This window comes from Vibrio sp. 10N.222.54.E6 (assembly GCF_041473955.1).
Taxonomy (GTDB): Bacteria; Pseudomonadota; Gammaproteobacteria; order Enterobacterales; family Vibrionaceae; genus Vibrio; species Vibrio tasmaniensis_A.
The window spans coordinates 66,095-86,271 of sequence record NZ_JBFRTD010000009.1 but is presented as its reverse complement, the minus strand read 5'-3'; the positions used below and the strand labels follow the sequence as shown (position 1 = coordinate 86,271).

The window sequence follows — 20,177 nt, the reverse complement described above, 5'->3', positions numbered from 1 at the left end:
TTCAGCGTAAACTGGATGTAACAAAGGAGGGCGTGTGTTTCCTATCTTATTATTACTATTTATCTTCGTACCCATCATTGAGATTGGGCTATTTATTCAAGTTGGTGGCTTCTTAGGATTGTGGCTAACTATTGCGTTGGTTTTGATTACTGCATTTGTTGGTGCATCGCTTGTTCGTAGCCAAGGCATTCAAACACTTATGTCTGTGCAAGGTCGATTACAACAAGGCGAAATGCCAGCACAACAGATTCTTGAAGGCGTGATGCTTGCGGTTGCTGGTGTATTGCTGCTGACTCCTGGCTTTATGACGGACGCACTCGGTATGTTGGTATTGCTACCAGCACCAAGAGCGATGATTGCTAAGAAAATGATGGAAAAAATGGTGGTGACCAATATGTCTGGCGGTTTCCATGCGGGTGGACAGGCTGGTTTTGGTCAGAGTCCATTTGGACAAGACCCATTCAATCGCGATCCCTCCGACCAATCAAAAGACGGCAACACCTTTGAGGGTGAATTTGAGAAGAAAGACGATGACAACGATCGTAACCGCTTAAACTAATCCGTTTTTTCTCTTCTTTGTTTTTATCTCTTCTTTATATAGAGGGAAAAACAGAAAAGGCTCTTACCTTTATCCTTCGCAAGAAAGTGATAATGGTAAGAGCCTTTTTTATTGCTAGCAGGGGGTGAGCGTTCGGTTATACCGCGCCTTCAAAGCCCATTTGTCGCCACGCTTCGAATGCAATAATAGCAACCGCGTTAGATAGGTTGAGGCTACGCGCATCTGGCATCATTGGAATACGAATGCGTTGTTCCATTGGCATGCTTTCGATGAACTCTGCAGGCAGGCCACGTGTCTCAGGGCCAAACATCAACACATCACCTTGTTGGAATTTCGCATCCACGTGGTGACCTGTGGTCTTTGTCGTGCAAGCAAAGATGCGGAAGTCACCCTCGCGTTCATTCTCTAGATACTCAAGAAAGGCTTCTAGGTTCTTGTGACGCTTAACACGCGCTAGGTCGTGGTAATCCAAGCCAGCACGACGAACTTTCTTCTCTTCAAAATCAAAGCCAAGCGGCTCAATCAGGTGCAGGTTTGCGCCGCAGTTAGCACATAGGCGGATGATGTTACCCGTATTGGGCGCAATTTCAGGTTCGTATAGAGCGATATCAAACATGTTGGTTCACAAGAATAATCAAAGATAGCCAGAGTATACGGTGGCAAGCTGAGTGAGTACAGTTCACCACCATTGGCTTACGCTTTATTCGCGAGTGCTTGTGCGTAGTTTTCAGAAACCGCATTCCAATTCACCACGTTCCACCATGCATTGATGTAATCAGGGCGACGGTTTTGGTAGCTGATGTAGTAGGCGTGTTCCCAGACATCCAGTGCAAGAATCGGCTCACCGTTGCTGGCGATGGTATCCATCCACGGGTTGTCTTGGTTTGAGGTCGAGATGATTTTCAGTTGTCCTTCTTCTACTACCAACCAAGCAAAGCCTGAACCGAAGGTATTGATTGCCGCTTGAGCGAACTGATCTTGGAACGTCTCGAAATCTCCGAAAGTACTTTGGATCGCGTCGCCAAGTTTACCTGCTGGTTCACCCCCGCCATCTTGAGCCATGCAGTTCCAATATAAAATATGGTTGTAGTAACCGCCGCCATTGTTGCGAACGGCAGGGCTGTGCTGAGAGATGTTAGCGAAGATCTCGGTCAGAGATTGCTGCTCAAGTTCACTGCCAGAAATCGCCGCAACAAACTTATCGTAGTAGGTTCTATGGTGCTTGCTGTAGTGCACTTCCATCGTCTTAGCGTCAATGTAAGGTTCTAGGGCGTCGTAGGCGTAGGGTAGAGCAGGAAAAGAGTGTGACATGGTAAATCCTCCTTAATTAGAGGACTTACCATAATGATAATGGAAATCATTATCAACTGCGATCTTTGTAGGGGTATTACACTGGCAGGATAGGCAGGGTGATTTTGAGTTGTAATCCACCGAGCTGGCTACGGCTTGCAGTGATGGTTCCGCTGTGTTGACGAATCGCACTCTCTGTAATGGTTAGGCCAAGCCCTGTGCCGCCAGAGTTACGATCTCGTGCCGTTGAAACTCGGTAGAAAGGTCTAAAGATAGAATCCAGTTCGTCATCAGGCACACCATCGCCATTATCATTTACGCAAATCGTCAGCCGATCTTGGACAACATCGAATTGCACATCGACTTGGTCTTTACCGTAGTAGATAGCATTGCGCGTAATATTGTCCAAGGCACTCATCAGTAGCTTAGGGTTACCCGAAATAGAACGGTCTGGGATCTCTGAAAACGTCAGTAATTTACCCATCTGTTCAGCTTCAAATTCTGCATCTTTTAAAATCTCTTCCCATAAGCTCGAAATAGGCTGAACCTCACGAGTAATATGGCTGTCGACCTGCATGCGTGATAGCGTCAGTAGCTCACTGATCATTTGCTCTAATCGCTGAGCTTCCATATCAATACGTTCTAACTCTTGGCTCTCACCCTGTTTACGAATCGCAAGAGCATTGGCCATGCGAAGGCGGGTCAATGGCGATCGTAGCTCGTGTGAGATATCTGAAAGTAGGCGTTGTTGCCCCGAAATCATCTGATTAACCGCTTCGACCATCTGGTTAAAGCTCTCACCCGCTTGTCTGAATTCTGAGGTGCCTTTTTCGAGTGTGGGATCGACCTCAAACTGACCTTTCGCCACACGTTGTGCTGCGCGTTCAAGCCTACGAGCAGGTTGGCTCAATGCCCAAGCTAACCATAATAGCAGTGGGGTACTTGCTAGCATTACCGCAAGCAATAACTGTAAAGGTCTATCAAATAAGCGCAGCAAAAATGGAGGAGGTTGGTTCCATTTTACTCCGGCATACATCAGTAATTCTTCTCCAGCGAGTGTGATAGGGACTGGCCCTGCTACCATGTAATGTCCGTATAACTTTTGCTTGGGTAATTCAGGGTTATCTATCGAGGTAACAAAATTACGAATCGCTTTAAGTTTGTAATTTGAGTGTCTTTTCGATGTAAGGACCGCGCCTTCAAGGTCGGTTAGGTAAATACGAGCACGAGAATCCTTGCGGCTACGCGGTGCCTCAAGTTGGAACACTATTTTTCCCAAGTTAGATTCTTTGGCGTAGCGCTTTTCTGTGAATTTAGCGATACGTTCGAGTTTATCGAGATGATCGGCAGGCACATCGCGCGCCACTCGCGGGTCTAAATGGGGAAGTGACAGTACCGACAAAAGCACCAGTAACATGGTGAACCAAAAGATAGCAAAGATACGTCCATATAAGCTGGTGATTTTAGGGATACGCATTAATCTTCCTCTACCAATAAGTAGCCACGGCCTCGTAAGGTTTTGATGCGAGACTTACCGTCAGTACGTTCTGGAATCTTCTTGCGCAGATTAGATATATGCATGTCTATCGCGCGGTCAAACGCCGCCAGCCTTTTACCCAGAACATCCAAACTCAACGCTTCCTTGGTGATCACTTGCCCTGGGTTCTGGATTAGGTGACTCAGCAAAGCGAACTCGGTGGTGGTAAGATCGATAAGCTGGCCATTACAATAAGCTTCTTGTTTACCTGGAAATACTTCAATGTCTTGATATTGAATCTTATCACTGGCTGCTTTAGGAGCGGTGTTGATCTGCGTTCTACGTAAGATGGCACGAATACGAGCGAGCAGCTCTCGGTCACTGAAAGGCTTTGGCAAGTAATCATCTGCGCCAAGCTCAAGGCCAATAACACGGTCGATCTCTTCACCTTTAGCTGTCAGCATCAGTACTGGCGTTTCCCAATTTTCTCTTAGTTTCTTTAGCGTTTCCATACCGTTAAGGCGCGGCATCATCACGTCCAAAAGAATCAAATCTATCTCATCATTGATAGCTTCCAACCCCGCATAGCCGTCATTGGCTTCGGAAACAGTGAATCCCTCAAAGCTCAGTATGTCTTTAAGTAAGCCGGTTAGCTCGGTGTCGTCATCAATAAGAAGAATGTTCGCCATTGGGAAGCCTTAATCAGTTGTTTATAGGTTAATAATACTGCTAATTATTCGTCAACTTTCACTCTTTACGATTCTTTACGCTTTCTAAACGTCGCTTTACGAGGGAAAGACTAATCTATATCTAAGCGCTGAAAACAAACGCAACACATGACTGATTATACCGAATTGAGGCAAAAATTATGAAAATGACTAAGAAACTTGTACTAGTAGCTGCGGCACTTCCACTTATGTTAGGTACAGCAAGCGCGTTCGCATATGGCGGTGGCGATAAAGGTGACCACAAAGGCATGCACGGCAAGTGTGGCGGCTTTGACAAAAAAGTGATGCGTCAACTGGATCTGACGGATGCTCAAAAAGCAGAGCTAAAAGAGATACGTGAAGCGAACCGTGCTGAGATGAAAGCAAAACATTCAGGTAATAAAGCGGACAAGATGGCGCAGATGAAAGCGCACCACGAGAAAGTTCAAGATTTAGTTCTAGCCGATACCTTTGATGAAGCGGCGGCAAACGACCTAGCAAGCCAAATGGTAGAGAAGCAAACAGAGCGTCGTTTAACCATGCTGAAGAAGCAACATCAAATGATGAGCGTACTAACACCTGAACAGAAGACTCAACTGAAAGAAATCCAGCAAGATCGCATGGCTAAATGTGCGGACAAAATGGAAAAACGCATGAACAAAGACAAGTAATTCATGGTTTGAAAAAGCTGGATTGATTGAAAGTGTTTAGAAAGAAGCGGCCTAGTGCCGCTTTTTTTGATCTTTAAAATGAACGTATTAGATCCTAGCTGTCATATTCAATCGGTGTTTTGCGGGTTATACTTTGTGCTATCAGTCACTTTATAGCCAATTTATGAAACAAGAATACGCACGTTTAGTTACGCTCGCCGCTTGGGCTGCCACCATCATTGCCTCCATATTATTGGTTGTGAAGGTTGCAGCGTGGTGGGTGACAGGCTCAGTCAGTTTATTAGCTTCTGTTGTTGACTCACTGTTGGATATCGCCGCTTCTGTCGTCAACCTTGTGGTGGTTCGTTACTCTCTGCAGCCAGCTGATAAAGAACATACCTTTGGTCATGGCAAGGCCGAATCTCTTGCTGCATTAGCACAAGCGATGTTTATTTCTGGTTCTGCTTGTTTCCTTATTCTTAACGGTATTGAACGTTTCTTCCGACCGCATGAACTGAACTCTCCTGAAATTGGTATTTATGTCAGCTTGTTCGCAATGGTCATGACCTTCGGTTTGGTTCGATTCCAAAAGCATGTTGTGAGCAAAACGGGTAGCCAAGCAATTGCGGCTGACTCACTGCATTATCAATCTGACCTCTATATGAATGCGGCGATTATGCTGGCGCTAGCACTGAGCTGGTTTGGTATCGGTCAAGCAGACTCGGTATTCGCGATTGGTATCGGCATCTACATTCTTTACAGTGCTTACCAAATGGCGATGGAAGCGGTGCAATCTCTACTTGATCACAAGCTACCCGATGAAGAGCTCAAACAAATTAAAGAGGCATCGTTGAGTGTGGAAGGGGTACTGGGTGTACATCAACTAAGAACGCGCCGTTCTGGGCCTGTTCGTTTCATTCAATTGCATTTAGAACTCGAAGACAATATCCCACTGATTGAAGCACACCGCATTTCTGATGAAGTAGAGGACAAGCTTATTTCAGTGTTCCCTGATGCTGATGTATTAATTCATCAAGATCCATATTCGGTCGTATTTGGACCAGAGAAGCAGCAGAAATTTCACTCATGGTAATGCGTCTAAAAATCAGGCAGCAAATGGCAAGTGAATGGCTTTTGAACTAAAGTGAGTAAAAATTGCTAACTCGAAGGTGATTCAAAAATCACCTTAGTAACAATTAATGTTGATTCTGATGTGAATCAACAAAGTTATTGAGTAAAACTGTAATACTCTTACAGAAGTAGAAATGTTACATAATTTTACGTGATTTAAGTGCTATTCCTGTTGAGGAAATGTAACATAACGTACAAATATAGATTTAAAATCTTGTTGATATACAATCAGCAAGAACAAGAATTGAATAATAGATTCCCAAAAATCGAGGGTGAGCATGATTAAGAAGATCGGTGTTTTGACCAGTGGTGGTGACGCTCCAGGCATGAACGCAGCAGTTCGCGGTGTAGTTCGTACTGCGCTATCAGTTGGCATTGAAGTTTACGGCATTTACGACGGCTACCAAGGCCTTGTGGAAGACCGTATCGAAAAGCTTGACCGTTCAAGCGTATCTGACGTGATCAACCGTGGTGGTACTTTCTTAGGTTCTGCACGTTTCCCTGAGTTCAAAGACGTTGCTGTTCGTGAGAAAGGCATCGAGAACCTTAAGAAGCACGGTATCGAAGCACTTGTTGTTATCGGTGGTGACGGTTCTTACATGGGTGCTAAGAAACTGACTGAGATGGGTTACCCATGTATCGGTCTTCCAGGCACAATCGATAATGATATCGCGGGTACTGATTACACTATCGGTTACCTAACTGCGCTTAACACTGTTATCGATTCAATCGACCGTCTACGTGATACGTCTTCTTCTCACCAACGTATTTCTATTGTTGAAATCATGGGCCGTCACTGTGGTGACCTTACGCTTATGTCAGCAATCGCGGGTGGTTGTGAGTACATCATTACACCTGAGACTGGCCTAGATAAAGATCAGCTAATCAGCAATATCCAAGATGGTATTGCGAAAGGCAAGAAGCACGCAATTATCGCTCTAACTGAACTAATGATGGACGCGAACGAATTGGCTAAAGAGATTGAAACGGCAACAGGTCGTGAGACTCGCGCAACCGTTCTTGGTCACATTCAACGTGGTGGTCGTCCTACTGCATTTGACCGTGTACTGGCTTCTCGTATGGGCAACTACGCTGTTCACCTTCTTCAAGAAGGTCAAGGTGGTCGTTGTGTTGGTATCGAGAAAGAAGCTCTTGTTCACCACGATATCATCGACTGTATCGAGAACATGCAGAACCCAGACCGTTCTGAGTTGTTCCGCGTTGCAGAAGAGTTATTCTAAGCCAAGCTTAGCGTTCGCTTAAAAAATATTAAAAACCGCTGATTGTTCAGCGGTTTTTTTGTGCCTGTCGTTTGAGTTTTTACAAACGGCAGGCACAAAAAAGGCCAACCTAAGTTGACCTTTCATCTAATCTAAACGGTGAAGTTTAAATTAAGCTTTTGCTTCAGCTGCTGCTTTAGCGATAGCTGCGAAGCTTTTCGCGTCAAGTGCTGCGCCGCCAACTAGAGCACCATCGATGTCTGGTTGTGCGAAGTAAGCTGCTGCGTTTTCTGGCTTAACAGAACCGCCGTATTGGATAACAACTTTCTTAGCAACGTCTTCAGATTTCTCTGCGATGTGTGCACGGATTTGAGCGTGGATGCGTTGTGCATCTTCAGCTGTAGCTGCTTTACCAGTACCGATAGCCCAGATTGGTTCGTAAGCGATGATAGCGCCTTCAAGAGCTTCAACACCTTGAGTGTTGATAACAGCGTCAAGTTGACGAGCACATACAGCAACAGTTTCGCCTGCTTCGTTTTGTGCTTCAGATTCACCGATACAAAGAACTGGAGTTAGGCCGTTCTCTTTTAGGAATGCGAATTTCTTAGCAACGAATTCGTCAGACTCAGCGTGGTATTCACGACGCTCAGAGTGACCGATGATGATGTGAGATGCGCCGAACTCTTTAAGCATTGCTGGAGACATGTCGCCAGTGAATGCACCGCTGTTGTTTAGGTCAGAGTTTTGAGCACCTAGGATGATAGCGCTGCCCGCTTCAGTAAGCGTACGCTCAGCAAGATCAACGAAAAGTGCTGGTGGAGCAACTGCTACGTCTACGCCTGTTACGCCTTCAAGTTCAGCGTTAAGACCGTTTAGTAGATCAACAACCATTTCTTTGCTGCCGTTTAGTTTCCAGTTACCCATAACTACAGGATGACGCATAGGAATATCTCCAAAGTATTTAAATAAATCGAATGTAAAAAAGTAAACTTTATTACGAAATAATATAACAGAATAATATCAACAGATCATGACTGTGGTCATGACTTTCTTGGATCTTACTCAATGGTCAGAGTAGATTTTGAGCAAATATCAGTGATCCGGCAGACAGAATAATAGCTAACTTCTCGGATTTTTCATCGTTAGTTGCTATTAAGGGACAAACGATTGCGTTAACAATAGGAAGTAATAATGCCGAATCTAGTTCTAGAGTACTCAAATTCAGTGGATGAGCGAGTGAATATCCAAGGTTTACTGGAAGACCTTCATCAAGTTACATTAAACTGTGGTTTGTTTGATGTACCTTCTGTGAAGTCTCGTTCACTACGCTGTCATAACTGGTTGGTCGGTGATGAAGAGGACAATGTAGATTTTGTTCATATTAGCTTCGAGTTACTTTCTGGACGTACTGAAGAACAGAAAAGAGAATTGTCGCGTTTGTTAATGCAAACCTTACAAGAACAGGCAAGCCATATCCGTAGCCTAACGGTCAACATACGGGATATGGATAAAAGTTGCTTTCAGAAAGTGATTAACTAGCTAAAAATAATCAACTAACTAAAAGTGATTCACTAACTATTTGCTGCTAACTTTTTGGTAGCGTATTAATTTTTGAGTGTTTTAAGATGTCGATGAAAGATTTACTGCTCTCTTTCAAAGGGAGAATTGGTCGTAAGACTTACTGGATTTGGAATATTTTCTACTACATAGCGATTACTGGTTTTGCTTCTGGTATCTCTGTGTTGTTCCCTGCTTACTCTTACATCCTACTGCCAGTATTCCTATTGCTGCTAGTGATCCCAGATCTTGCGGTCACCGCTAAGCGCTGGCACGACCGCAATAAGTCGAATTACTGGTTACTACTAAATGTGCCCCTAGTACTGGGTCGTTTGGCTTCGCCAATGGCAGCGACTACCACTGAGCCGGTATCGCCAATCCATATGGTTGCGACCGTTGCAGCGTTAGTGTGTGGCTTATGGATTCTGATTGAGTGTGGTTTGTTGAAAGGCACAGAAGGCCGTAATGATTACGGTGAAGATCCAGTTTAAAGATTGGATGATTCATCAGTAAAAAGGGAGCATTGCGCTCCCTTTTTTCTTTTTGATACTTTTCTACTTTTAGTACATTTTGGGTTCTGTATTCGGCCTGAAAGGCACGACATTTTCAGTTTTAGGTTCTTCAAAACTACAGCGACCTTCGAGTGAATCTTGGAATTTACAGACCTGACAACGAAGCTCCTGCATGAGCACGACATTAACATGATGTGGATTTTTACAGCGACCGACCACCAAATCGATGTGACTTTGCTGAGCGCGTAGCCTGTCTTGCATAGTTTCCGAGGCCGAACAAATCATCTGCTCGCACATTTCGTGTTTGAATTGATTGAATGCTTTCGGATCGCTTTTGGCGAGTTGGACCAGTTCATCAAAGGGGGGCAGTTTTTGATTTGGCTGTGGCTGTGCCATGATTCCTTCCTTAGCATTAAGCGTGTTTCATATGCTTTAAGCTTAAGAAATAAATTTGTACAAATTTTAATCTATTCTCATTTTCTCAATATTGAGACGGAATCGGTGGGTTGGGACTAGCCCTTAGCACTTGGTATTACGATAAAGGCGTGGGCGTTAAGGTATAAGTACAGCGTCTCTCGCCGGCAATAATGTGTTCAGTGCGGCTTACATGACACTCATTTTTGAGCAGTTCAGTGAAAACATTGAGCTCAGATTGGCATAGGCTAGGGCAGCGAGTTGCTGCTTTACAGATGGGGCAGTGGTTCTCAATTAAGATGTAGTGCTCATCATGCTCTTGAAGTTCAGCCATGTAGCCTTCGTCTTCACGAAGCTGTGTGAGTTTTTCAAGCTTACTCATGAGCGAATCACAGCCAGACAGTGCAGATTGATACTGCTTCAGAGTGTGTTGTTCTCGCTCGGCAGCAACCTTAGCCAACCCTTCTTGACCAAATAGATTTTCTACGGCATCAATTACTTGAATAGTGAGTTCACCGTGTCGGTCTGAAAATTGGCTATGGCCTTGTTGAGTCAGGGACCAGTGGCGAGTCGGGCGACCCACTTTTACTTTCACATCATGAAACGCAAGAATACCGTCATCTTCCAGACTTTGCAGATGTTGCCTTGCACCCATTGTCGTCATGCCAAACTCTTCTGACAGTTGTTTCGCGGTTACCGCGCCTTGACGCTTAATGGTCTGTAAGATTTTGTCGCTTGTTTTCATACTATCCCTACCTCATCAACCTTACTATTATGAGGCAAGGTGTTTATAAAGCAAACCATTTACTATATTGATGGGGATTTACTATATAGACAGCGTTTTACTCTAGCGACAGCAAATGGTGAGATTCTGGTGCACTAATAAAACAAAAGGCTGATACTTGGTATCAGCCTTGGAACGTTTCTGTTAGAGCTAGTTTAGGTCTACAGGATGTGACCGATTACTTCTGGGTCTTTACGCTCTAGGTAGTGGATAGATTTGATGCGGCGAATCGTACGACAGCGACCACGGATAAGCAGAGTTTCTGTGGTTGCGATATTGCCTGTGCGAGTGATGCCCTCTAGAAGATCACCCTTAGTAATACCTGTTGCCGAGAATACAACATTATCGCTGCGTGCCATGTCTTCCATTTTCAAGACGATGCCTGCCGTTACGCCCATTTCTGCACAACGCTCTAGTTCAAGCTCACCGTGCTTGCGGTTCTCTTCTGTATCGCCTTTTACTTCATGACGAGGAAGAAGACGAGCGTGCATGTCACCGTCGAGTGCGCGAATAACAGCAGCAGAAACGACACCTTCAGGCGCGCCGCCGATGCAGTACATTACGTCTACTTCGCTGTCTGGCATACACGTTAGGATAGAAGCAGCAACATCACCGTCTGGTACAGCAAATACACGAACGCCCATGGCTTGCATGTCGGCAATGACTTGATCGTGACGAGGCTTAGCCAGTGTGGTTACTACTAGCGTATCGAGTGTTTTACCTAATGCTTTCGCGATGTTTTCTAGGTTTTCTGTTAGTGGCAGCTCTAGGTCAATTACGCCTTTAGCGCCAGGGCCAACAACCAATTTTTCCATGTACATGTCAGGCGCTTTAAGGAAGCTGCCTTTTTCGCCTGCAGCCAATACCGCCAATGCATTTGATTGACCCATAGCTGTCATGCGAGTCCCTTCAATTGGGTCTACGGCGATATCGACAGCATCGCCGCCCACACCGACGTTTTCACCGATATATAGCATAGGTGCATCATCGATTTCACCTTCGCCGATAACAATCTCACCGCTAATTTCGGTTTTGTTTAGTAGGCTACGCATTACTTCTACAGCAGCGCCATCTGCAGCGTTTTTATCGCCACGACCAAGCCACTTGTAACCAGCTAGTGCTGCACCTTCTGTGACACGAGAGAATGACATTGCTAAATCGCGTTTCATGCGGACTCCAAAATTATCAAAGGGGGAATAGAAATTTCGCGGCGAATTTTACCATATCCCAAAGGAAACGTTTGCTTTTTTGTTTTTTGGAGATTGCTCTCGATCAATTCGCAGTGGAAAACAGTTATTATTCATCAAAATAATCGGTTTGCCCTTGTGGCGGTAATCACTCACGTCAATATTCGGTAAAAAGCGCTGTTTTTTTCATCGAATGGCGCAAAATATCGAATATATTGAGTGTTTATCCTTGCTCTGCTGAGTAGAATGGGGAAATAAGTGGAGTGAACCTTCACCATCAAACGGATAACTTAAAGGTAGGCCAGAATGTCTTTTGAAGTACTAGAGCAGCTAGAAGCAAAAATTCAAACAGCAGTAGATACAATTGCACTTCTTCAAATGGAAGTGGAAGAGCTTAAAGAAGAGAAACAAGCACTAGCAACAGAAGCTGGTGAGCTTAAAGCAAGCCGTCACGAGCTAGAGCAAAAAACTCAGCAAATGCAGGAAGAGCATTCAGCATGGCAAGATCGCATCCGTAACCTTCTTGGTAAAATGGATGACGTAGAGTAATCGACTCTTCAGATTTAAAAAAACGCCCGCTACTCAGTAGCGGGCGTTTTCGTTTGTATTCTTATGCTTTGTGTTCTTTGGCTTGTTTTATTATTTGAAGCTGAGTGAGTTACTCGGCCTCTTCTTCTTCAACATCCAGATCGAGTTCTACATCCAAAGGCTCTGCCGAAAGAATAATGCCAGTGTTGTCTGCATAGAGGTAATCTTCAGGTAAGAAGGTCACGCTGCCAAAGTTCACAGGTACATCCAATTCGCCGACACCTTCTTGGCTTGCACCCACAGGAATAGAGGCTAAAGCCTGAATACCAAGATTCATGTCTTCTAACTCATCGACTTCGCGTACGCAGCCGTAAACCACAATACCTTCCCACTCATTGTCTTCAGCAAGTAGGGCAATCTCAGCATCGATCAGCGCTTTACGCAGTGAGCCGCCACCATCGATTAACAACACACGCCCCAAACCATCTTGTTCTAATACGGAGCGAATTAAAGCATTGTCTTCAAAACACTTTAATGTCGTGATCTGTCCTGCGAAGGATGCACGTCCACCGAAGTTGCTGAACATTGGCTCCACGACATCAACTTGATCCAAATATATGTCGCACAGTGCTGAAGTGTTGTATTCCATTAGTATACCTTTTGAACAATGAGCTTACTTTGAGTATATCGGTGCTTGATCCCTTTGCAATGATTAGTCTTATTTAACTCAATAGAGTTTGAGCTACGACAACCCCTGCAAACAATAGGTTAGTGACCAGTGAACATTTCACTATCACGGGCATCATTGGTGCAATCTGCGCTGGCTTTTCGGTTTCCCAAACGGCCTTACCGTGCTTATAAACAATAATAATGCTTAGTAAAAACGGCAGGCTGATCCAGACCGGTTTTTCTTGAATCAGCAGGTAGATAGCGAAAGAGGCAAGGGCGAGCCCAAGCAGTGCAAAATGATAGTGCTTGGCTTTGCGTTGCCCTAGGCGAACCGCCATGGTGCGCTTACCACATTCGCTGTCGTTTTCGATATCACGCATGTTGTTGATATTGAGTACCGCAACCGCCATCAATCCGCAGCCTAGTGCAGGCAGAAACAGGCTTGGTTCAACATGGCCAGTGTGTAAGAAATAAGTCCCTGAAACGCCTAACAAACCGAAGAAGATAAATACCGATAAGTCACCAAGGCCAATATAACCATAAGGTTTATTGCCGACGGTGTAAGCGATGGCTGCAACAATGGCTAATACGCCTAACGCAATGAAAGATAAGATACTCTCAATCGAGGTTAAGGCATGAAAGATAAGAATCAGCCCTGCGAGCATGGTAAATACGATGTTGAGGATGATCGCTTGCTTCATGGTTTTCGCGGTCACCGCGCCAGATTGCATTGCACGTGTTGGCCCTAGACGGTTTTCGTTGTCTGTGCCTTTTACCGCGTCGCCATAGTCATTGGCTAAGTTCGACAGAATCTGTAATAGAGTGGCGGTTAAAAATGCCAGCAGGGCTATTGATAAAGAAAAATGACCACCAGCGAACGCTAAACTACTTCCTGTAAGAATAGAGACAAGTGCGAGAGGCAGAGTTTTTGGGCGTGCGGCATCAAGCCAAATCAGTAGAGATTGTTTCATCGTAGGTCTAATTCTTTGTAAGTCTTCGTTTCATACTGTGATTTGAGTATACGCCCATTTTTCGGGTAATAAAAAGCCCACTCGAAAGTGGGCCTTGAATTCGCTTATTAGCTGCTATTTCTTTGAGATAGAGCAATAAGTTGGAGTTTCTTGTGCTACAGGATGAAGCGACTTAGGTCTTCGTCTTCTACGAGCTCGCCAAGCTTAGATATTACATAAGCTTCATCAATCACTAATTTGCTGCCTGCTCGGTCTGTTGCGTCGAATGAAATCTCATCCATTAGGCGCTCCATGACGGTATGTAGACGACGCGCACCGATGTTTTCAGTGGTTTCGTTCACACGCCATGCTGCGTCAGCAATTTGGTTGATGCCATCTTCAGTGAACTCAATGCCGACATCTTCTGTTTTCATCAGGGCAATGTACTGTTCTGTCAGTGATGCCTTTGGCTCAGTAAGAATACGTTTGAAATCATGTGCTGATAGTGCTTCTAGTTCGACACGGATTGGCAGACGACCTTGCAATTCAGGGATCAGATCAGATGGCTTAGCCACTTGGAATGCACCTGAAGTGATAAACAAGATGTGGTCAGTTTTAACCATACCGTGCTTAGTTGATACTGTGCTGCCTTCGATAAGAGGGAGCAGGTCACGCTGAACACCTTCACGAGATACGTCTGGGCCAGAGCTGTCGCCACGCTTACAGATTTTGTCGATCTCATCGATGAATACGATGCCGTTGTTTTCAGCGTTGAAGATCGCGCTCTCTTTTAGCTCTTCTTGGTTCACAAGCTTCGCAGCTTCTTCTTCCGTTAGTGCTTTGAATGCGTCTTTGATTTTCATCTTACGCTTTTTCTTGGTATCGCCAGCGAGGTTTTGGAACATGCCTTGTAGCTGGTTTGTCATCTCTTCCATGCCTGGAGGTGACATGATTTCAACACCCATTTGTGGCGCCGCTACATCAACTTCAATCTCTTTGTCATCTAGCTTACCTTCACGCAGTTTCTTGCGGAAAATCTGACGAGTGTTTGAAGAAGTGGTATCTTCAGTTGATTGCTCGTTCTGACCCCAAGCATCACGTGCTGGTGGTAGAAGGGCATCAAGAATGCGTTCTTCAGCTTGTTCTTCAGCGCGGTACTGTACTTTTTCCATCGCTTGTTGGTGTGTCATCTTGATGGCAACGTCCGTTAGATCACGGATGATGGTCTCAACTTCTTTACCAACGTAGCCAACTTCAGTGAACTTAGTCGCTTCTACCTTGATGAAAGGCGCGTTTGCTAGTTTAGCTAGACGGCGAGCAATTTCAGTTTTACCTACACCGGTTGGGCCGATCATCAGGATGTTTTTTGGTGATACTTCAACACGCAGACTTTCTTCAAGCTGCATACGACGCCAGCGGTTACGAAGAGCGATAGCCACTGAGCGCTTAGCGTTGTCTTGGCCAATAATGTGGCGATTGAGTTCGTGAACAATTTCGCGAGGAGTCATCTCAGACATGGTTTTTCCTTAATTCTTTAATCACTGTTGAATACAACGTTATTGATGGAAGCGGTCGTTACTCTGGTTTTGGTAGCTCAACGGTGCTTTCTAGTTCTTCAATAGTGTGGTGATGGTTGGTGAATACACAGATATCGCCCGCAATGTTCAGCGACTTTTCTGCGATTTCACGCGCATCTAAATCTGTATTTTCTAATAGTGCAGTGGCTGCTGCTTGAGCGAAGTTACCGCCCGAACCGATAGCAATCAGGTCGTTCTCTGGTTGAACTACGTCACCGTTACCTGTGATGATCAATGAAGCAGTTTCATCCGCTACTGCTAGCAGTGCTTCTAATTTACGTAGAGCACGGTCGCTACGCCAATCCTTCGCCAGCTCAACGGCAGCTTTGGTTAGGTGGCCTTGGTGCATTTGCAGCTTGCTTTCAAATTTTTCGAATAGCGTGAAAGCATCTGCCGTACCGCCAGCAAAACCGGCCAGTACTTTGTTGTTGTATAGGCGACGTACTTTACGGGCATTGCCCTTCATTACGGTGTTGCCTAGAGATACTTGTCCATCACCCGCGATGACGACTTTATTATTACGACGTACAGATACAATGGTAGTCACGAGTAGGGCCTCTTAATATTTCTTATCTTTGGGTATAAAAAGTATATGAGGATGGTGCTCGGATAATTCAAGGAAGGTCGAGTGATGTCGCGCAACTTATCGGCGGAAGTTGTAAGGAAATTTGGCTAAAGGGTGTAGATAAAAGAAAACCTCCACAATGGGAGGCTTTCGGTGTTTGGTTTTTCTGCTTCTGCTTCTGCGGCTAAATCTATAACTACTCGGTGTCTTTCCAAATAGCACAAGGTTCGATTTTCGCTCGCTGCAGCTTATGGCGATCTCGCTCTGCATCACGCTTCAATTTATATGGCCCTAGAACCACACGGTACCAGCTACTTCCATCTTTTTTACGGATTGAACTTGAGATACCTTGGAAAGCAATATCCAACTTACGTGCTTCAGCTTGGCTTGAGGTTTTGTACGCGCCACATTGCATGATGTAAGGGATCTTCGAGATCTGTTGCTCTTTGGCTTTTACTTCAATCTCACGACTTGGCAAGGTTTCAACGTAATCCCACTTCTCCTCTGGAGGGGGCGGAATTACTTTTGCTGGTTTCGGCTTAGGCTTTGGTTTGGTTACCACTGGAGTCGGTGCTGGCGGCTCAGGATCATTACTCAATAGGTAAAGGCCGTAACCAAAACCACCGGCAAGGAGGATCGCCAAAAGACCACTACGCCATGGTTTACGGCGAGGGGCTTGTTTCTTGGTCGGTTTTTTCGTGCCACGACCGCGCTTTACATAATCTCTATTAGCCACAAGACAATTCAATAGTTGCTGATTCTGCTCTCATGGTAATCCAGATTGAGCGAGGATAACAGTGCAGAAATGGAAGCGGCACATCAAAATGTGCCGCAGAATTATAAGGATATTTCTTCAGATTAGATTCGAGGCGGCGCTGTACTACCTCGAACGACTAATTTGGCTTCAAGCAGGCGCGACCCCGCTTGCACATCGTTGCCTTTAAGTACGTCGAGCATCATCAACATTGCTTGGCGTCCAATCTCATAACGAGGCTGAGAAATAGTGGTTAGCGGTGGATCGCAGTATTGAGCGAATTGGATGTCATCAAAGCCGACAATCGATAGGTCTTGAGGAACGCGTAAGCCTAATTTTTTCGCTTCTTGAATCGCGCCGATGGCCATCGCATCGTTATGACAGAAGATCGCTGTAGGTTGTTCAGGAAGAGCGAGTAATTGACGAACAGCTTGAGCGCCCGCTTCAAAGGTAAAGTCACCGACAGTGCTGTAGGCAGGATTCATTGATACTCCTGCACGACGTAGCGCTTGTTGGTAACCTTGTTGGCGGAATTTACACAGCGTTGCCGATATGGGCCCTGAGATTTGAGCGATACGTTTATGGCCTAACTGAGCTAGGTAGTTCACCGCTTCAAATGCTGAGGTCAGGTTATCGATGTGTACGGTAGGGAGTTCAAGCTCAGGGGCAAACTCACACGCCATCACCATCGGCGGTAAATTTTTTTGTTCAGGCTTACTGACATCAAACGGGTGGTCGGTGCCAAGTAGTAGCATGCCGTCAGCTTGTTTGGTGAATACTAAGTTAACAAATGAAGACTCACGCTTCTTCTGTTGGCCGCTATCACCCAGTAAAACGAGGTAGTCATTTTCTACTGCGGCATCTTCGATACCACGAATGATCTCTGCGAAATACGGGTCACAGATATCAGGAACAATAGTGATGATGGTTTTTGATTCGTTGCGACGTAAGTTTCTAGCTAATGTATTGGGTGAGTATCCAGCTTCAAGTACTGCTGTCTCAACTCGCTTACGAGTAGAAACCGAGACTTTTTCAGGGTTCATCAATGCACGTGATACCGTGGCTGTTGAAACGCCTGCTAGCTGGGCAACATCCTTCATTGTCGCCATAAATTAAACCCTCTTTTTAATTCCTTTGCTGCCTAAGTATCTAAGGCATGAATAATAAATGTAATCGAATAGATATTGTGAAAGTGTTGCTAACACTTTTTTTATTGCAATATTTTATTCGTTTCACCCATGTAAAGTTACGGCTAGATTAACAAAAATCACATGACTAGTGTGAAGTTGCTCACGAGAAATATGAAATATTTGTGAACAAACTTATCATTAGTTTTAACCCAAGTGGGTTTAGCTCAGATCTTGCGGCTCAATATCGAGTGACCAACGGACTTTTTTCGCAGCGGGTAACATATTGATTGCTGGCTTGGCGCTCATTAATAGCTTTTGCATCAACGAGCGAGTCTGTGTTTGTAAAATAAGCTGCCAGCGCGATTTACCTGCTCGTTTGGCTAGTGGTGCAGGGGTTGGTCCTAGCACCATGCAATATTGGTCAAATAACGGATGCGATTCCAATGTGTGGCGCACTTGACGCAAAAACTCTTCCACTAAGCGAGTGTCATTGGCTTCCGCTCTAAACAAAGTCATGAAGGTATAAGGTGGCAACATCGCTTGTTTACGCTCTGCCAATGCAGTTTGAGCAAAGTGGTTGTAGTTTTTGTGCAGTAATGCCTGTAATAAGCCGTGTTCTGGATGGTGAGTTTGTAAGATAACTTCCCCCGGCTTACTGGCTCGTCCTGCTCGACCGGCGACTTGAGTAAACAATTGAGCCAATCGCTCAGAGGCGCGAAAGTCACTGCTATATAAAGAGGCATCAACGTCCAGCAATGCCACAAGTGTGACATCTGGGAAGTGATGCCCTTTAGCAAGCATCTGTGTACCAATCAGAATTTGGTATTCACCTTTACGAATCGATTCTAACGCGCTTTCTAAACTGCCTTTTCGGCGAGTGCTGTCTCGGTCAATGCGAATGGTTTTGTATTCAGGGAATAGTTGACCAAGTTGTGTTTCAAGTTGCTCGGTGCCGACACCTACAGTCACTAAATTAGCCGAACCACAGCCTTGGCAATTGTGCACGATATGCTGCTGCGATCCACAATGGTGGCAGCGCATCTCATTGCTGTATTGATGATAGGTGTAGTAGGCATCACAACGCTTACATTCCGCTGTCCAACCACAATCGTGACACATTAATGCGGGAGAAAACCCACGACGATTGAGGAACAACATCACTTGGTTGCCTGCTTTGAGGTGTCTTTGCATTTCAGCAATCAACGACGCAGACAAGCCACTTTCTAGATATTCCCCCTTAACGTCCAACACTTTATTGGTGGTCGGCAGCGCGACACCTGCGCGTGAGGTCAGGGTGAGGTAACTGTATTTACCGATCTGAGCGTTGTGCAGCGTTTCAAAGGCCGGAGTCGCCGAGCCTAGCACAACCGGAATCTGCGCTTTATGAGCACGCATGATGGCAACATCACGAGCGTGGTAGCGTAGGCTATCTTGCTGCTTGTAAGAGGCGTCGTGCTCTTCATCGACAATGATAATGCCCAGATCCGCGAACGGTGTGAACAGAGCTGAACGAGTACCGATCACAATGCCCGCTATTTTATCACGCGCCGACAACCAAGCATTTAGTCGCTCAGAATCGTTTAAACCAGAATGGATAACCTCAACTGGAACATTAAAGCGTCGCTTAAAGCGGTTAATCGTTTGAGGGGTTAGACCGATCTCGGGCACTAACACTAACGCTTGTTTACCTTGGTCGAGAATCGGCTTGATCATATTCAGGTAGACTTCGGTCTTACCTGAGCCAGTTACACCCTCTAGCAAGAAGCAACCGAAGTCGGTTTGACTATTTACTGTCGCTATTGCTATAGCCTGTTCTTCACTGAGTTTTGGCTTATCTTGATCGTTTTCGAGCTCAACTGGCCACGGCTGGCGTTTCGGCTTTTTCTCTACCGATTCAACCCAGCCTTTCTCTTCCAACGTCTTAAGTACCGCGCTGCCCACTTCTTCATCGATGAATTCTTGATGGGGAACAGGGCCGTGCTCAAGCATGTGCATTACTTTGGCTTGTTTGACGGCACGACCAAAGCCTTGCATCAGTTGATCTCTACCTGATGGGGTCAGTTGCCATTCAACAAGCGTCGCGAAATCGGCCGCTTTGCCCTTTCGTAAGGCGCTTGGTAGTGCGTTGGCCAAGGTTTCACCTAGTGGATACTGATAGAACTGGCTGCACCATACCAAGAGTGAGTAGACCGATTCCGGCCAAACGGGTTGGTTGTCTAGTAAGGCTTTAATGGGCTTGAGTTTGTCTAACTCGAATTCAGATTCGTTAACCAGAGCCGTAACAATGCCTGTTAAGGTTTGTCGTCCAAAAGGCACAGAGACTCGACCGCCAATAATCGGAAATAGGTGGCTAGGAATCTTGTAATCGAACTGCTTGTCGAGTGGAACAGGCAGTGCCACACGGGCAATCATTGGACGCATAAAGGGACGGCTTTATCTGAGTTGACGAGAGCGAACAGTCTAATGGATAAGGGCGTTAAATTCGAGGAGCAGTTTAGATGACAGAGCTTACTTGA

General features: G+C 45.4%; 22 protein-coding genes. 7 read left to right on the top strand and 15 right to left on the bottom strand.

Features of this window, described 5'->3' with window-relative positions:
* Nucleotides 1-34: 34 nt before the first annotated feature.
* The gene (locus AB4513_RS04655; protein ID WP_009844715.1) at nt 35-559 is read left to right on the top strand and encodes an FxsA family protein; all 525 of its coding nucleotides are present in this window, start codon (nt 35-37) and stop codon (nt 557-559) included.
* Between the two features lie 136 nt (nt 560-695).
* On the opposite strand, the gene trmL is transcribed toward AB4513_RS04655, so the two are convergent.
* The 4 genes from trmL to AB4513_RS04635 all read right to left on the bottom strand — a co-directional run bounded on the left by trmL (nt 696) and on the right by AB4513_RS04635 (nt 4,015).
* Complete coding sequence (trmL, locus tag AB4513_RS04650) at nt 696-1,175, bottom strand: tRNA (uridine(34)/cytosine(34)/5-carboxymethylaminomethyluridine(34)-2'-O)-methyltransferase TrmL (protein WP_009844716.1); 480 nt, start codon at nt 1,173-1,175, stop codon at nt 696-698.
* 77 nt (nt 1,176-1,252) lie between these two features.
* Nucleotides 1,253-1,870, bottom strand: a complete 618-nt coding sequence (locus AB4513_RS04645; protein ID WP_012604973.1) for a superoxide dismutase — start codon at nt 1,868-1,870, stop codon at nt 1,253-1,255.
* 76 nt (nt 1,871-1,946) lie between these two features.
* Nucleotides 1,947-3,326 (bottom strand): envelope stress sensor histidine kinase CpxA, encoded by a 1,380-nt coding sequence (gene cpxA / locus AB4513_RS04640; protein WP_012604972.1) that lies wholly within the window; start codon nt 3,324-3,326, stop codon nt 1,947-1,949.
* Nucleotides 3,326-4,015, bottom strand: a complete 690-nt coding sequence (locus tag AB4513_RS04635) for a response regulator (protein ID WP_102258063.1) — start codon at nt 4,013-4,015, stop codon at nt 3,326-3,328. The genes cpxA and AB4513_RS04635 overlap by 1 nt, the downstream gene beginning before the upstream one ends.
* Before the next feature lie 179 nt (nt 4,016-4,194).
* Between AB4513_RS04635 and AB4513_RS04630 the strand changes: the two genes are divergently transcribed.
* The 3 genes from AB4513_RS04630 to pfkA all read left to right on the top strand — a co-directional run bounded on the left by AB4513_RS04630 (nt 4,195) and on the right by pfkA (nt 7,055).
* Nucleotides 4,195-4,704, top strand: a complete 510-nt coding sequence (locus AB4513_RS04630) for a CpxP family protein (protein WP_017096535.1) — start codon at nt 4,195-4,197, stop codon at nt 4,702-4,704.
* A gap of 163 nt (nt 4,705-4,867) precedes the next feature.
* A complete protein-coding gene (gene fieF, locus AB4513_RS04625) occupies nt 4,868-5,776 on the top strand; it encodes a CDF family cation-efflux transporter FieF (protein ID WP_009848870.1) in 909 nt (302 codons plus the stop codon).
* A 316-nt stretch (nt 5,777-6,092) separates the two neighbouring features.
* Nucleotides 6,093-7,055 carry a 6-phosphofructokinase gene (gene pfkA, locus AB4513_RS04620; RefSeq protein ID WP_009848871.1) on the top strand — a complete coding sequence of 321 codons (963 nt, stop codon included), beginning with the start codon at nt 6,093-6,095 and terminating at the stop codon, nt 7,053-7,055.
* Nucleotides 7,056-7,205: 150 nt separating this feature from the next.
* On the opposite strand, the gene tpiA is transcribed toward pfkA, so the two are convergent.
* The gene (gene tpiA / locus AB4513_RS04615) at nt 7,206-7,976 is read right to left on the bottom strand and encodes a triose-phosphate isomerase (RefSeq protein ID WP_012604968.1); all 771 of its coding nucleotides are present in this window, start codon (nt 7,974-7,976) and stop codon (nt 7,206-7,208) included.
* Nucleotides 7,977-8,225: 249 nt separating this feature from the next.
* Between tpiA and AB4513_RS04610 the strand changes: the two genes are divergently transcribed.
* The gene (locus AB4513_RS04610; protein ID WP_004729703.1) at nt 8,226-8,573 is read left to right on the top strand and encodes a 5-carboxymethyl-2-hydroxymuconate Delta-isomerase; all 348 of its coding nucleotides are present in this window, start codon (nt 8,226-8,228) and stop codon (nt 8,571-8,573) included.
* Between the two features lie 86 nt (nt 8,574-8,659).
* On the top strand, nt 8,660-9,082 hold the full coding sequence (locus tag AB4513_RS04605; RefSeq protein ID WP_009848873.1) for a DUF805 domain-containing protein: 423 nt from the start codon (nt 8,660-8,662) through the stop codon (nt 9,080-9,082).
* Nucleotides 9,083-9,151: 69 nt separating this feature from the next.
* Here the strand turns inward: AB4513_RS04605 and AB4513_RS04600 are convergent, their stop codons facing one another.
* From AB4513_RS04600 to glpX, 3 genes are all read right to left on the bottom strand, one after another.
* Nucleotides 9,152-9,499: a DUF3135 domain-containing protein gene (locus AB4513_RS04600; RefSeq protein WP_009848874.1), complete on the bottom strand. Its 348-nt coding sequence runs from the start codon at nt 9,497-9,499 to the stop codon at nt 9,152-9,154.
* A 136-nt stretch (nt 9,500-9,635) separates the two neighbouring features.
* On the bottom strand, nt 9,636-10,262 hold the full coding sequence (locus AB4513_RS04595; protein ID WP_009848875.1) for a metalloregulator ArsR/SmtB family transcription factor: 627 nt from the start codon (nt 10,260-10,262) through the stop codon (nt 9,636-9,638).
* Between the two features lie 200 nt (nt 10,263-10,462).
* Nucleotides 10,463-11,470 carry a class II fructose-bisphosphatase gene (gene glpX / locus AB4513_RS04590; protein WP_009848876.1) on the bottom strand — a complete coding sequence of 336 codons (1,008 nt, stop codon included), beginning with the start codon at nt 11,468-11,470 and terminating at the stop codon, nt 10,463-10,465.
* A gap of 324 nt (nt 11,471-11,794) precedes the next feature.
* On the opposite strand from glpX, the gene zapB reads away from it, so the two are divergent.
* Nucleotides 11,795-12,037, top strand: a complete 243-nt coding sequence (gene zapB / locus AB4513_RS04585; protein WP_009848877.1) for a cell division protein ZapB — start codon at nt 11,795-11,797, stop codon at nt 12,035-12,037.
* A 109-nt stretch (nt 12,038-12,146) separates the two neighbouring features.
* Here the strand turns inward: zapB and rraA are convergent, their stop codons facing one another.
* From rraA to priA, 7 genes are all read right to left on the bottom strand, one after another.
* Nucleotides 12,147-12,665 carry a ribonuclease E activity regulator RraA gene (gene rraA / locus AB4513_RS04580; RefSeq protein WP_009848878.1) on the bottom strand — a complete coding sequence of 173 codons (519 nt, stop codon included), beginning with the start codon at nt 12,663-12,665 and terminating at the stop codon, nt 12,147-12,149.
* Nucleotides 12,666-12,738: 73 nt separating this feature from the next.
* Nucleotides 12,739-13,656, bottom strand: coding sequence for a 1,4-dihydroxy-2-naphthoate polyprenyltransferase (locus tag AB4513_RS04575; protein ID WP_009848879.1), 918 nt, complete (start codon nt 13,654-13,656; stop codon nt 12,739-12,741).
* Nucleotides 13,657-13,811: 155 nt separating this feature from the next.
* Nucleotides 13,812-15,152, bottom strand: coding sequence for an HslU--HslV peptidase ATPase subunit (hslU, locus tag AB4513_RS04570; protein ID WP_009848880.1), 1,341 nt, complete (start codon nt 15,150-15,152; stop codon nt 13,812-13,814).
* 58 nt (nt 15,153-15,210) lie between these two features.
* Complete coding sequence (gene hslV / locus AB4513_RS04565; protein WP_004729692.1) at nt 15,211-15,759, bottom strand: ATP-dependent protease subunit HslV; 549 nt, start codon at nt 15,757-15,759, stop codon at nt 15,211-15,213.
* 214 nt (nt 15,760-15,973) lie between these two features.
* Nucleotides 15,974-16,513 (bottom strand): SPOR domain-containing protein, encoded by a 540-nt coding sequence (locus tag AB4513_RS04560; RefSeq protein ID WP_009848881.1) that lies wholly within the window; start codon nt 16,511-16,513, stop codon nt 15,974-15,976.
* A 122-nt stretch (nt 16,514-16,635) separates the two neighbouring features.
* Nucleotides 16,636-17,640, bottom strand: a complete 1,005-nt coding sequence (gene cytR, locus AB4513_RS04555; protein ID WP_009848882.1) for a DNA-binding transcriptional regulator CytR — start codon at nt 17,638-17,640, stop codon at nt 16,636-16,638.
* Nucleotides 17,641-17,880: 240 nt separating this feature from the next.
* Nucleotides 17,881-20,082 carry a primosomal protein N' gene (gene priA, locus AB4513_RS04550; protein ID WP_009848883.1) on the bottom strand — a complete coding sequence of 734 codons (2,202 nt, stop codon included), beginning with the start codon at nt 20,080-20,082 and terminating at the stop codon, nt 17,881-17,883.
* Nucleotides 20,083-20,177 lie beyond the last annotated feature (95 nt).

What these genes read in the sequence shown, in the direction of transcription:
- cpxA (WP_012604972.1), bottom strand. Translation starts at nt 3,326, where the DNA reads ATGCGTATCCCTAAAATCACCAGCTTATATGGACGTATCTTTGCTATC.
- zapB (WP_009848877.1), top strand. Translation starts at nt 11,795, where the DNA reads ATGTCTTTTGAAGTACTAGAGCAGCTAGAAGCAAAAATTCAAACAGCA.
- AB4513_RS04635 (WP_102258063.1), bottom strand. Translation starts at nt 4,015, where the DNA reads ATGGCGAACATTCTTCTTATTGATGACGACACCGAGCTAACCGGCTTA.
- cytR (WP_009848882.1), bottom strand. Translation starts at nt 17,640, where the DNA reads ATGGCGACAATGAAGGATGTTGCCCAGCTAGCAGGCGTTTCAACAGCC.
- priA (WP_009848883.1), bottom strand. Translation starts at nt 20,082, where the DNA reads ATGCGTCCAATGATTGCCCGTGTGGCACTGCCTGTTCCACTCGACAAG.
- rraA (WP_009848878.1), bottom strand. Translation starts at nt 12,665, where the DNA reads ATGGAATACAACACTTCAGCACTGTGCGACATATATTTGGATCAAGTT.
- trmL (WP_009844716.1), bottom strand. Translation starts at nt 1,175, where the DNA reads ATGTTTGATATCGCTCTATACGAACCTGAAATTGCGCCCAATACGGGT.
- AB4513_RS04630 (WP_017096535.1), top strand. Translation starts at nt 4,195, where the DNA reads ATGAAAATGACTAAGAAACTTGTACTAGTAGCTGCGGCACTTCCACTT.
- AB4513_RS04600 (WP_009848874.1), bottom strand. Translation starts at nt 9,499, where the DNA reads ATGGCACAGCCACAGCCAAATCAAAAACTGCCCCCCTTTGATGAACTG.
- AB4513_RS04645 (WP_012604973.1), bottom strand. Translation starts at nt 1,870, where the DNA reads ATGTCACACTCTTTTCCTGCTCTACCCTACGCCTACGACGCCCTAGAA.
- hslU (WP_009848880.1), bottom strand. Translation starts at nt 15,152, where the DNA reads ATGTCTGAGATGACTCCTCGCGAAATTGTTCACGAACTCAATCGCCAC.
- tpiA (WP_012604968.1), bottom strand. Translation starts at nt 7,976, where the DNA reads ATGCGTCATCCTGTAGTTATGGGTAACTGGAAACTAAACGGCAGCAAA.
- AB4513_RS04605 (WP_009848873.1), top strand. Translation starts at nt 8,660, where the DNA reads ATGTCGATGAAAGATTTACTGCTCTCTTTCAAAGGGAGAATTGGTCGT.
- fieF (WP_009848870.1), top strand. Translation starts at nt 4,868, where the DNA reads ATGAAACAAGAATACGCACGTTTAGTTACGCTCGCCGCTTGGGCTGCC.
- AB4513_RS04595 (WP_009848875.1), bottom strand. Translation starts at nt 10,262, where the DNA reads ATGAAAACAAGCGACAAAATCTTACAGACCATTAAGCGTCAAGGCGCG.
- pfkA (WP_009848871.1), top strand. Translation starts at nt 6,093, where the DNA reads ATGATTAAGAAGATCGGTGTTTTGACCAGTGGTGGTGACGCTCCAGGC.
- AB4513_RS04610 (WP_004729703.1), top strand. Translation starts at nt 8,226, where the DNA reads ATGCCGAATCTAGTTCTAGAGTACTCAAATTCAGTGGATGAGCGAGTG.
- glpX (WP_009848876.1), bottom strand. Translation starts at nt 11,470, where the DNA reads ATGAAACGCGATTTAGCAATGTCATTCTCTCGTGTCACAGAAGGTGCA.
- AB4513_RS04575 (WP_009848879.1), bottom strand. Translation starts at nt 13,656, where the DNA reads ATGAAACAATCTCTACTGATTTGGCTTGATGCCGCACGCCCAAAAACT.